The 12,171-nt window shown below is 71.1% G+C and carries 11 protein-coding genes; all 11 read left to right on the top strand.

Features of this window, described 5'->3' with window-relative positions; all coding sequences use genetic code 11:
* The coding region (gene infB, locus G6028_RS11835; protein ID WP_182644842.1) for a translation initiation factor IF-2 at window positions 1-1,946 on the top strand (1,946 nt) is incomplete at its 5' end.
* 112 nt (window positions 1,947-2,058) lie between these two features.
* Window positions 2,059-2,520: a 30S ribosome-binding factor RbfA gene (rbfA, locus tag G6028_RS11830; RefSeq protein ID WP_182658985.1), complete on the top strand. Its 462-nt coding sequence runs from the start codon at window positions 2,059-2,061 to the stop codon at window positions 2,518-2,520.
* Window positions 2,517-3,485: a DHH family phosphoesterase gene (locus G6028_RS11825; protein WP_182658984.1), complete on the top strand. Its 969-nt coding sequence runs from the start codon at window positions 2,517-2,519 to the stop codon at window positions 3,483-3,485. The genes rbfA and G6028_RS11825 overlap by 4 nt, the downstream gene beginning before the upstream one ends.
* A gap of 34 nt (window positions 3,486-3,519) precedes the next feature.
* Window positions 3,520-4,863, top strand: a complete 1,344-nt coding sequence (locus tag G6028_RS11820; RefSeq protein ID WP_182658983.1) for an MATE family efflux transporter — start codon at window positions 3,520-3,522, stop codon at window positions 4,861-4,863.
* Window positions 4,860-5,786, top strand: a complete 927-nt coding sequence (locus tag G6028_RS11815; protein WP_182658982.1) for a metallophosphoesterase — start codon at window positions 4,860-4,862, stop codon at window positions 5,784-5,786. Before G6028_RS11820 ends, G6028_RS11815 begins: the two co-directional genes overlap by 4 nt.
* Window positions 5,783-6,490, top strand: a complete 708-nt coding sequence (locus G6028_RS11810) for a 4'-phosphopantetheinyl transferase family protein (protein WP_182658981.1) — start codon at window positions 5,783-5,785, stop codon at window positions 6,488-6,490. Before G6028_RS11815 ends, G6028_RS11810 begins: the two co-directional genes overlap by 4 nt.
* Window positions 6,491-6,500: 10 nt before the next feature.
* Window positions 6,501-7,412, top strand: a complete 912-nt coding sequence (truB, locus tag G6028_RS11805) for a tRNA pseudouridine(55) synthase TruB (RefSeq protein WP_179525430.1) — start codon at window positions 6,501-6,503, stop codon at window positions 7,410-7,412.
* Window positions 7,413-7,435: 23 nt separating this feature from the next.
* Complete coding sequence (locus G6028_RS11800) at window positions 7,436-8,413, top strand: bifunctional riboflavin kinase/FAD synthetase (RefSeq protein WP_182609304.1); 978 nt, start codon at window positions 7,436-7,438, stop codon at window positions 8,411-8,413.
* Between the two features lie 113 nt (window positions 8,414-8,526).
* Entirely contained in the window at window positions 8,527-8,796 is a 270-nt protein-coding gene (gene rpsO, locus G6028_RS11795; protein WP_107747462.1) for a 30S ribosomal protein S15, read from the top strand.
* Between the two features lie 336 nt (window positions 8,797-9,132).
* The gene (locus G6028_RS11790; protein WP_182609303.1) at window positions 9,133-11,400 is read left to right on the top strand and encodes a polyribonucleotide nucleotidyltransferase; all 2,268 of its coding nucleotides are present in this window, start codon (window positions 9,133-9,135) and stop codon (window positions 11,398-11,400) included.
* 98 nt (window positions 11,401-11,498) lie between these two features.
* The coding region (locus tag G6028_RS11785) for an insulinase family protein (RefSeq protein ID WP_182658980.1) at window positions 11,499-12,171 on the top strand (673 nt) is incomplete at its 3' end.

Below are 12,171 nucleotides of genomic sequence, written 5' to 3'. Positions count from 1 at the left end.
GCGGCGGAGGCAATCGTGGCCGCAGCGGCGCGGCCGGTGCGTTCGGCCGCCCCGGAGGCGCGCCCCGCAGGGGCCGCAAGTCCAAGCGGCAGAAGCGTCAGGAATACGACTCGATGCGGGCCCCCGAGGTCGGCGGCGTCCGGCTCCCCGACGGTCGTGGGCAGGTCCTGCGGCTGGCACAGGGTGCCTCGCTGAGCGACTTCGCGGACAAGATCGACGTCAACCCGTCGCAGCTGGTCCAGGCGCTGTTCAACCTCGGTGAGATGGTGACGGCCACGCAGTCCGTCACCCCGGAGACCCTTCAGCTCCTCGGCGAGGAGATGGGCTTCAAGGTCCAGGTCGTCAGTCCCGAGGACGAGGACCGCGAACTGCTCGACTCGTTCGACCTGTCGTTCGGCGAGGACGAGGGCGGGGAGGACGATCTCGAGATCCGTCCCGCTGTCGTCACCGTCATGGGTCACGTCGACCACGGCAAGACCCGGTTGCTCGACAGCATCCGGTCCGCGAAGGTCGGCGAGGGCGAGGCCGGCGGCATCACCCAGCACATCGGTGCCTACCAGGTCACCGTGCCGGTCGACGATATCGACCGGACGATCACCTTCATCGACACCCCGGGTCACGAGGCGTTCACCGCCATGCGTGCCCGCGGCGCCAAGTCGACGGACATCGCGATCATCGTGGTCGCGGCGGACGACGGCGTGATGCCGCAGACGGTCGAGGCGATCAACCACGCGCAGGCGGCCGACGTGCCGATCGTCGTGGCGGTCAACAAGATCGACAAGGAGGGCGCTCAGCCCGACAAGATCCGTGGCCAGATGACCGAGTACGGGCTCGTCCCGGAGGAGTACGGCGGCGACACCATGTTCGTCGACATCTCCGCGAAGCAGGGGCTCAACATCGAGTCGCTCCTCGAGGCGGTCGTCCTCACCGCGGACGCGTCGCTGGACCTGCGGGCCAACCCGGACATGGACGCGCAGGGCGTGGCCATCGAGGCGCACCTCGACCGCGGACGCGGTCCGGTCGCCACGGTGCTCATCCAGCGCGGAACGCTGCGGGTCGGCGACTCGATCGTGGCCGGCGACGCGTACGGGCGGGTTCGTCGCATGGTGGACGAGCACGGGGAGGACGTCGTGGAGGCGACCCCGTCCCGTCCGGTCCAGGTGATCGGCCTGACCAGCGTCTGTGGCGCAGGCGACACCCTGATGGTGGTCGAGGAGGACCGCACCGCACGGCAGATCGCGGACAAGCGAAACGCGCGCAAGCGCAACGCGCTCGCCGCTCGGTCCCGCCGGCGGATCAGCCTCGAGGATCTGGATTCGCATCTCAAGGAGACGAGCCAGCTCAACCTCATCATCAAGGGCGACAACTCCGGCACGGTCGAGGCCCTCGAAGAGGCCCTCATGGGTATCGAGATCGACGACGAGGTGCAGTTGCGTGTCATCGACCGCGGTGTCGGTGCGGTCACCGAGACCAACGTCAACCTGGCGGCCGCATCCGACGCTGTGATCATCGGGTTCAACGTCCGCGCGGAGGGCAAGTCGACAGAGCTGGCCAACCGCGAGGGCGTGGACATCCGGTACTACTCGATCATCTACCAGGCGATCGACGAGATCGAGAGTGCGCTCAAGGGCATGCTCAAGCCGATCTACGAGGAGAAGAAGCTCGGTCAGGCGGAGATCCGCCAGCTGTTCCGCTCCTCCAAGCTCGGCAACATCGCGGGTTGCATGGTCCTCGACGGGATCATCCGACGCAATGCCAAGGCCCGTCTCATCCGCGACGGCAAGGTCGTCGTCGAGGAGATGACCGTCTCGTCGCTGCGCCGCGAGAAGGACGACGCGACCGAGGTCCGCGAGGGCTTCGAGTGTGGTCTGACCGTGACGTACTCCGACATCAAGATCGGCGACGTCATCGAGACCTACGAGCTCGTCGAGAAGCCGCGCGACTGACGTCGACGGCGACACCCGTGGGGGCAGGTTCCGTGGTCTGCGGGCCTGCCCCCACGGCATTCTGGGTATCGAGCGGCCGCCCGGCGGCCGCACCACGTCAAGGAGGATCGCCATGGCCGGAAAGGGACGGGCCGGACGGCTCGGCAAACGGATCGGGGAGATCGTCGCGACGGCGATCGAGCACGAGATCAAGGATCCGCGTCTCGAGTTCATCACCATCACGGATTCGCGCATCACGGCGGATCTGAGGGTGGCCACCCTCTACTACACGGTCCGGGGGAAGACGCTCGACGAGGAACCCGACATCGCGGACGCGGGAGAGGCCCTGGCGAACGCACGGGGCCGGCTGCGGACGATGGTGGGCAAGCAGACGGGGGTCAAGTTCACTCCCGAGCTGACCTTCCGGCTGGATGCCGTACCGGATGCGGCGCGCCAGATGGAGGAGCTGCTCGCCAAGGCCCGCGCGCAGGACGAGGAGGTCCGACGCGTGGCGGAGGGTGCGCGGCCCGCGGGGGACGAGGACCCCTACCGCAAGGACGACGAGGTGGGGCAACCGGAGGACGACGACCGGTGACCACCCTGGTGGACGCGGGCGGCGCGGCCGAGGTCCTCGCGCGGCACCGTGAGGTGACCGTGCTGTGCCACGTCCGCCCCGACGCCGACGCCCTGGGGAGTTCCGCGGGCCTCGCCCGTGCACTGCGGGCAGACGGCGTCCTCGTCCACCAGTCGTTCGACCCGGGCACGGTCCCGGAGGCGCTCCGGGTGATCCCGGGCACGGAACACGTGGTGCCGATCGGCGAGGTGCCGGAGCACGACGGCCTGGTGGTGACGCTGGACTGCGCCAGCCCGGACCGGGTGGGCGACTGGGGGCGCCTGGCCCGCTCGGCGACCGAGGTCCTGGTGGTGGACCATCATCGTTCCAACCCGGGATTCGGGACTCATCTGCTGCTGGATCCCGAGGCGGCCTCCACCGCGACCCTGGTACTCGACGTGCTCGACGCCGGTCGCTACCCGGTCGACCCGGACCTCGCCACCAGTCTCTACGCCGGCCTCGTCACCGACACCGGGTCCTTCCGGTGGGGTGGGGCGGGTTCGCACGACACGGCCCGCCGACTGCTGGCGGCCGGGGCGGTGTCCCGGGAGCTCGGCTTCGCGCTCCTCGACGCCCACCCGTTCTCCTGGCTCCGCGTGTTGGGGGAGCTCCTGGGTACCGCCCGCCTCGACGCGGACGCGGCTGGAGGTCGGGGCGCGGTGTGGTTGACGGTCCCTCATGACGTCGTCGCGTCGGTCGACGAGGCCGACCTGGAGTCGCTCGTATCGCACCTCCAGGGGGTCCGGGAGGCGGAGGTGGCGGTGCTCGTCAAGGAGATCCGGCCGGGCGAGTGCGCGGTGTCGCTCCGCTCCCGAGGCGGCGACGGCGTGGACGTCTCGGCCGTGGCCTCGACCCTCGGCGGGGGCGGACACCCGGCGGCGGCCGGGTGCACCGTGAGCGGCGACCTCGGATCTGTCACGGCGAGGCTCAGTGAGCTCCTCGCCTGACCCGGGGCGCCGGTCCACTGCTCCGGACGTCGGAGTGGGTGAGATCGGGCGCCGCCTGTGGTCGATCGCGCTGCCGGTGCTTCCGGTGTTGGCGGCAGAGCCGATCTACCTGCTCGTCGACGGAATCGTCGTGGGCCGGCAGGGCCCGGAGGATCTCGCGGCGCTCGGGGTCGGCGCGCTCGTCCTGCTGGTGCTCGGGACCCAGATGAACTTCCTCTCGTACGGCACGACCGCCCGGGCGGCCCGACTGCACGGAGCCGGGCGACGTCCCGAGGCCGTGGCCGAGGGGGTGCAGGCGACCTGGATCGCGCTGTCGGTGGGTGTGGTCGTGGTGGCGGGCGTGCACGCGTCGCTGGGGCCGCTGACGCGCGTCCTGGCCGCCGATGCCGAGGTGGCGGCGGGCGCCGCGGACTGGCTGAGGGTGGCGGTGTGGGGGATCCCGTGCATCCTGGTCGCGTCCGCCGGACACGGGTGGATGCGGGGGGTGCAGCGATTCAGGACCCCTCTGGTCCTGGTGGCGGCGGGGATCGGTGTCTCCACCGTCGGCTGTGTGGTCCTGGTGCCCGGTCTCGGGCCCGCGCCCGCTCTGGGGTTGGTGGGGAGCGCCTGGTCCAACCTGGCGGGCCAGGTGATCATGGCCGGTGGATTCCTCGGCGCACTGGTGATGGAACACCGAGGCTCCCTGCGTCCGAGGTGGACCGTGATCACCCACCAGCTCCGTCTCGGGGTGGACCTGGTCATCCGCACCGCGTCCTTCCAGGTGACCTTCGCGGTGGCCACCACGGCCGCCGCGGCGGCGGGTGTCGACTCGCTCGCCGCGCACCACCTGGCCCAGCAGCTGTGGGCTCTGTACACCCTCGTCCTCGATTCGGTCGCGATCGCGGCGCAGTCGCTCGTCGGTGCGGCGTTGGGTGCCGGGCTGGCCGCCCACGGCCGAGCTCTGGCCCGTGCGGTGGTCGTGTGGTCGGTGGGCCTGGGTGTCGGGCTCGCGGTGGTCACGGTGCTCTTCCGCTCGCCGATGGCGACCCTCCTGTCCGGTGACGCCGAGGTCGCGGGCCGACTCGTCGTGGCGTTGACCGGGATGGCGATCGTGGTGGTCCCGGCCGCCCTGGTGTTCGGGCTCGACGGAGTGCTCCTGGGCGCGGGGGATGCCGCGTACCTCCGCACCAGCACGGTCGTCGCGGCTCTCGTCGGCTTCCTCCCGGTACTCCTGGCGACGAGACACTTCGGGTGGGGACTCGCCGGCATCTGGTGGGGGATGGGCGTGTTCGTGGCGATGCGACTCATCGCGGTCGTCGTACGGGTCCGCGGTGACCGCTGGGTGGTCCTGGGCGCGGAGACCCCGGTCCGTCGGGCCCCCGAGGGGGCCCCGGCGTGACGGGCCGACCGAGTCTGCGCGCGGTGTCCGACCTGCACGTCGGGCACCGGGGCAACGCGCACGTCATCGACGACATCCGGCCCGTACATCCGGGGGACTGGCTGATCGTGGCCGGAGACGTGGCGGAGAAGACCGACCACGTGGTCGGCGCGCTGGAACGCCTGGCCGACCGGTTCGAGCGGGTGATCTGGGTACCGGGGAACCACGAGTTGTGGATCGCCTCCGACGACGACGGGATCACCTCCACCACCAAGTACGACCGCCTGGTGGACGCCTGCCGCTCGATCGGGGTGGACACCCCCGAGGACCCCTACCCGCTGTGGACCGGTCCGGGAGGCCCGGCGTGGGTCGTGCCGATGTTCCTGCTCTACGACTACTCGTGGACCCGCTCACCCGGCCAGTCCCGGGCATCGGCACTCGCGGGGGCGAGGGAGCGACGGGTGGTGGCGTCCGACGAGTTCCTCATCGATCCCGCCCCGTACCCGGACGCCGCCGCCTGGTGTGCCGCCCGGCTGGTGGCCACGACCACCAGACTGGCGGCCCTGGACCCGGCGCACCCCACCGTGTTGGTGAACCACTGGCCCCTGCTGCGCGCGCCCACCGAGGTCCTGCGGCATCCCGATTTCGCGCTGTGGTGCGGCACCGACCAGACAGCGGACTGGCACCGCCGCTACCGGGCCACGGCGAGCGTCTACGGGCACCTGCACATCCCGCGCACCACCGTCCACGACTCGGTCCGGTTCGAGGAGGTCTCGCTGGGGTACCCGCGCGAGTGGGCGGCCCGCGGCCGCCCCGACCCACTCGCCCGTCAGATCCTCCCCGTCCCCGACCACCCCCAGGTGAGGTGGATCCGGGACCGGGACGGGTTGCCGAGGATCGCCCGGCCCGGTGAGGACGGACCCGACCTGGAGGAGGAACGGTGATCAGGGACGTACTGCCGGACGACGTGGTGGCCGTGGCGTTCGACGAACTCGGCATGACCGATTCGGCGGCGCTGGCCGCCATGTACCCCGTCGAGGTCGAGCAGATCGGCAGGGCGGTGGAGAGCCGCCGGATCGAGTTCGCCGCGGCGCGGGCCTGTGCGCGCGAGGCGATGAGCCGCCTGGGCGTGCCCCCCGGGCCGATCACCCGGGGTGGCAGGGGGATGCCGGTCTGGCCCCCGGGTGTGGTGGGCACGCTCACCCACACCGGCGGTCTGCGGGCGGCGGCGGTGGCGTCGGCCGAGCGGGTCCGGTCGCTCGGACTCGACGTCGAACCTCACGGGCCGCTGTCGGAGGGGGTGCTCGAGGCGGTCTCGTTGCCCGAGGAGGCGGCGTGGGTGCGCGCGGCCCGCGGGGATCAGGGGGCGGTCCACTGGGACCGCCTGCTGTTCACGGCCAAGGAGGCCACCTACAAGGCGTGGTACCCGCTCACGCGGCGGTGGCTGGGCTTCTCCGACGCCCACATCACGCTCACACCCACGGAGGTCGACGGCGCGTCCTCCTCTGGCGTGCTGAGGTCGCGGATCCTCGTCGACCCGCGGGCCGCGGACGGCGGGCCCGACCTGGTGGAGCTCCACGGTCGGTGGGCGGTGCGGGACGGCTACGTCGCCTCGGCGATCGTGCTGCGTCCGGGCGGTGGGGGATAGCGTGTCCGGCGTGACCCCGCGCAGACCCGACCCCCGCCCCGCCCCCGCCCCGGGACTCGTCGTCGTGGACAAACCGGGCGGCATGACCAGCCACGACGTCGTCGGGAGACTGCGCCGGTACTTCGGCACCCGCAAGGTGGGGCACGCCGGCACCCTCGACCCGATGGCGACCGGCGTCCTGGTGGTGGGGATCGAGAGGGCCACCAAGCTCCTGGGCCTGCTCGCGCTGGAGACCAAGACCTATGAGGCCACCATCCGGCTCGGCGAGACCACCACCACCGACGACGCGGAGGGCGAGACCACCGCGCGGGTCGACGCCTCCGCCGTGACCGACGCGGCGATCGACGCCGGGGTCGCCGCGCTGACCGGGGAGATCGACCAGGTCCCGTCCTCGGTGAGCGCGATCAAGGTGGACGGTCGACGCGCCTACGACCGGGTGCGGGCCGGGGAGGACGTCCGGCTCGACGCGCGGACGGTGACCGTGTCGCGATTCGAGGTCCTCGAGCGCACGCGCTCCGGGGAGGTGGTGGACCTCGTCGTCGTCGTCGACTGTTCGACCGGCACCTACATCCGGGCGCTGGCGCGCGACCTCGGTGCCGCGCTCGGCGTGGGGGGTCATCTCACCGCGCTGCGGCGCACGTGCGTCGGCCCGTTCGGACTGGACGTCGCCCGGACACTCGGGGAACTCGAGGAGGATCCACGGTTGTCCCTGGACCTCGACGCCGCCGCGCTGACCGCCTTCCCCCGCCGGGACGTCGACGCGGACGAGGCCGAGGGGTTGCGACACGGACGGTGGCTGGCGGCCCGCGGCGACGCCGGGGTGGTCGCCGCCGTGGGACCGGACGGACGGGTCGCCGCCCTGGTCTCCGAGTCCGGGCAGCGCGCGGCTCCGGTCGTGGTCATGCGCCCGGCGGGCCTGTGAGACCCGGGCGTAAGGTGGTCGCCGTGCAGCTGTGGCGGACGTTCGACGAGATCGTGATCCCCGACGGCGGGACCTCCGTCGCACTCGGGGTGTTCGACGGACTCCATCGAGGTCACCGGGGTCTGGTGGAGCACGCGGTGGGTACCGGACGCGAGTCGGGGGCGAGCCCGGTGCTGGTGACGTTCGACCCGCACCCCGTCGAGGTGATCAGACCCGGTACGCATCCGCTCGTGCTCACCCCCCTGGAGCGACGCGCCGAACTGGCCGGCGACCTCGGGGTCCATGCCGTCTTCGCCCTGCCCTTCGACACCGACATGGCCTCGTGGGAACCCGACGAGTTCATCGACCGCGTGCTGGTGCGGGGGTTGCGGAGCCGCTCCGTCACCGTGGGCAGCAACTTCTCGTTCGGCCGACGCGCGGCGGGTACCCCGGAGACGCTGCGCGAGCTGGGCGCCGAGCGGGGCATCGACGTCCGGGTGATGGATCTGCTGGAATCCGGGGGGGAGCCGGTGTCCTCCTCCCGGATCCGGCGTCTGCTCGCGGAGTCCGACGTCGCCGGCGCGGCCGCGATCCTCGGCCGTCCCCATCGCGTGTCCGGGATCGTCGTGCACGGAGCCGGGCGTGGTGGACGCGACCTCGGGTACCCGACGGCCAACCTGGATCTGCCGGAGTACACGGCAGTGCCCGTCGACGGCGTCTACGCGGGGTGGTTCGCCCTCCTCGACGATCACGAGGTAGACGGGTCGATCCAGCCCGGTCGGCGCTACCCGGCCGCGATCTCCGTGGGGACCAATCCGACGTTCGGGGACGCGGCGCGCAGCGTCGAGGCGTTCGTCCTGGACGAGTCGGCGGACCTCTACGGGCGGGTGGCGGCCGTCGACTTCGTCGACCACGTCCGTGACATGGAGAAGTTCTCCTCGGTCGACGAGCTCCTCGTGGCCATGGACCGGGACGTCGCCAGGACCAGGGCCGTTCTCGACGCCGGCGCCGACCGCCGCTGATCATCGATTGGGGCGCCGGTGCCCTCCACTGGTAACGTCTCCTGTCGGCCCTCCTGCGGTCCGCGGCGGCGGGGTCATTCATTTTCGCGGACTGGAACAACCAGGAGACACCCATGGCGATGACCACCGAAGAGAAGAAGGCCGTACTGGCCGAGTACGGGATCCACGAGACCGACACCGGTTCGCCCGAGGCCCAGGTCGCGCTGCTCACCAAGCGGATCAGCCAGCTGACCGAGCACCTCAAGAGCCACCAGCATGACCACCACTCGCGTCGCGGTCTGCTCCTGATGGTCGGCCGTCGTCGTCGTCTCCTCAAGTACATCGCCAAGGTCGACATCGCGCGCTACCGCTCGCTCATCGAGCGCCTCGGCCTGCGTCGCTGAGCGGACCCCGCCCGCACCCCCACTGTTCCCCGTCCTCGAAGAGGGCGGGGAACAGTGCTGTACGGGGGCGGTGTCCGCGCGTCCCCCGGTGACCCGGGGTGTTGTCCCTGGTAGCCTGATCACGGCCGGTGCGCACGTACCGGGTGTCGACAGGTCCGATTGACGGTCCTCGGTAGTGGCTGCCGGAACCGCGGGTGCCCCGGGACGGGGCGCCGGTTCCGGCCGCTTCGATCGAAGACCGAAGTCGAACCGGGATTCCCTGACGTGTGACCCGGCGGGCCCGGCGGAGACGTCTCCGCCGTGAGGCCCCCAGTCACCGACAGGACAGGACTACACATGCCAGAGATCACGGCCGTCGAGGTCGAAGACGGTGTCTTCGAGACCGTCGCGACCATCGACAACGGCGACTTCGGTCGCCGCGAGGTGCGATTCGAGACCGGACGCCTTGCCAAGCAGGCCGCCGGGGCCGTCGTCGCGTACCTCGACGACGACACCATGATGCTGTCCGCCACCACGGCGGGCAAGCACCCCAAGGAGCACTTCGACTTCTTCCCCCTGACGGTGGACGTCGAGGAGCGGATGTACGCCGCGGGTCGCATCCCGGGCTCGTTCTTCCGCCGCGAGGGTCGGCCGAGTACCGACGCCATCCTCACGTGTCGCCTCATCGACCGTCCGCTGCGCCCCACCTTCGCGGACGGGGTCCGCAACGAGGTCCAGGTCGTGGTGACCATCATGAGCCTGGACCCCAAGGACCTCTACGACGTCGTGGCGATCAACGCCGCGTCCGCCTCCACGCAGCTGTCCGGCCTCCCGTTCTCGGGTCCGGTCGGAGGCGTGCGGATCGCGCTCATCCCCACCGCCGCCCGCCCCGAGGGGCAGTGGGTCGCCTTCCCCACCGTCGAGCAGCTCTCCGAGGCGGTCTTCGACATGGTCGTGGCCGGTCGCGTCGTGGGCTCCGGTGATACCGCCGACGTCGCCATCATGATGGTCGAGGCCGAGGCCACCGACACCGTCATCGAGAAGATCGCGGGTGGCGCGCAGGCTCCCACCGAGGACGTCGTGGCGCAGGGTCTCGAGGCGGCCAAGCCGTTCATCTCCGAGCTGTGCGCCGCGCAGCAGGCACTGGCCACCGCGGCCCCGTCCGAGGCCCGGGAGTTCCCGCTCTTCCCGCCCTACCAGGAGGACGCGTTCACCGCGGTCTCCGAGGTGGCCGAGGCCAAGCTCGGTGAGATCATGTCGATCGCGGACAAGCAGGAGCGCGACGGGGCGACCGACCAGCTCAAGGCCGAGGTGCTCGACTCGCTCTCGGAGCGGTTCTCCGGTCGGGTCGGGGAGCTCGGTGCCGCGTTCAAGTCGCTCACCAAGAAGATCGTCCGGAAGCGGATTCTCACGGACCACTTCCGCATCGACGGCCGCGGCATCAGGGACATCCGCGCGTTGTCCGCCGAGGTCGAGGTCATCCCACGGGCCCACGGTTCCGCCCTGTTCGAGCGGGGTGAGACCCAGATCCTCGGGGTCACCACGCTCGACATGGTCAAGATGGCCCAGCAGATCGACTCGCTCGGTCCGGAGACCAGCAAGCGCTACATGCACCACTACAACTTCCCGCCGTACTCCACCGGCGAGACCGGTCGCGTGGGGTCGCCCAAGCGTCGTGAGATCGGCCACGGGGCGCTCGCCGAGCGTGCGCTCATGCCGGTCCTGCCGAGCGTCGAGGAGTTCCCGTACGCGATCCGGCAGGTCTCCGAGGCGCTCAGCTCCAACGGCTCCACCTCGATGGGGTCCGTCTGCGCCTCCACCCTGTCGCTGCTCAACGCCGGTGTGCCGCTCAAGGCCCCCGTCGCGGGTATCGCGATGGGCCTGGTCTCCGACGAGGTCGACGGTGAGACCCGCTACGTGGCCCTCACCGACATCCTCGGTGCCGAGGACGCGTTCGGCGACATGGACTTCAAGGTCGCCGGCACGGGCATGTTCGTCACCGCGCTGCAGCTCGACACCAAGCTCGACGGCATCCCGTCCGAGGTCCTGGCCGGCGCGCTCACCCAGGCCCGCGAGGCCCGGCTGACCATCCTCGACGTGATGGCCGAGGCGATCGACGAGCCGGACGAGCTCAGCCCGTTCGCGCCCCGCATCATCGCGATCAAGGTCCCGGTCGACAAGATCGGTGAGGTCATCGGGCCCAAGGGCAAGATGATCAACTCGATCACCGAGGAGACCGGCGCGTCCGTCTCGATCGAGGACGACGGCACCGTGTACATCGGGGCCACGGACGGCGAGTCCGCGCAGGCCGCGATCGACAAGATCAACGCCATCGCCAACCCGCAGCTGCCCAAGGTCGGCGAGCGGTTCCTCGGCACGGTCGTCAAGACCGCCCCGTTCGGCGCCTTCCTCTCGCTGCTGCCCGGCCGCGACGGCCTGGTGCACATCTCCAAGCTGGGCCAGGGCAAGCGGGTCGGCAAGGTCGAGGACGTCGTGAACGTGGGCGACAAGATGCAGGTCGAGATCGCGGACATCGACAACCGCGGCAAGATCAGCCTCGTGCCCGTCGGCGACGAGTCCGCCGCGGCGGCATCGCCTGCCGACGCCGAGGGCGACGACAACTGATACACCGCCGGGGCGGGAACGCGCACCCCGGCACCTCACGAGGCACGCACCCCGGAGCGCGGGGTGCGTGCCTCGTATCGCTGGAAGGGAGGGTCGCCGTGGATCCGACGATCAGGGTGGACAGATCGATCCCGGGGCTCCGGGTGGTCACCGAGAACCTGCCGTGGTGCCACACCGCGGCGGTCGGGGTGTGGATCGCGGCGGGTTCCGCCGACGAGGCCCCCGAGGAACACGGTGCCGCGCACTTCCTCGAGCACGTCCTGTTCAAGCGGACCGCCACGGCCTCGGGACTCGAACTGTCCGAGCGCATCGATCTCCTCGGGGGTGACCTCAACGCCTACACGGGCCGGGAGCACACCTGCTACCACGTCCACGTCCCGGCGGAGGGCCTGGCGACGGCCGTGGACGTACTGGTGGACGTGGTGGCACGCGGGTCGTGTGACCCGGAGGACGTGGAGATCGAGCGGGACGTGGTGCTCGACGAGCTCGCGGGCCGGGCCGACGACCCGGAGGACCTCGCCTGCGAACTCGCCACCGGAGCCGTGTTGGGTGATGACCCGCTGGCTCGCCCGATCATCGGGACCGAGGAGTCGGTGGTGGCCCTGGACGCGCAGACGCTGCGATCGTTCCACCGCAGGGTCCTCCGTGCGGGTGACGTCGTGGTGGCCGCGGCCGGGCGCATCGACCACGAGGAGCTGGTCAGACGCATCGCCGACGGCCCGCTGGCCGCCGTGGTCGCCGAGGGCCCGGCGGGAGCCGCGACGGTCGGGG

It is taken from the genome of Dietzia cercidiphylli (assembly GCF_014145145.1).
In the GTDB taxonomy this organism is placed as follows: domain Bacteria; phylum Actinomycetota; class Actinomycetes; order Mycobacteriales; family Mycobacteriaceae; genus Dietzia; species Dietzia natronolimnaea.
Note: the sequence above shows the minus strand (reverse complement) of the source record. Positions and strands in the feature narration are given on the sequence as shown.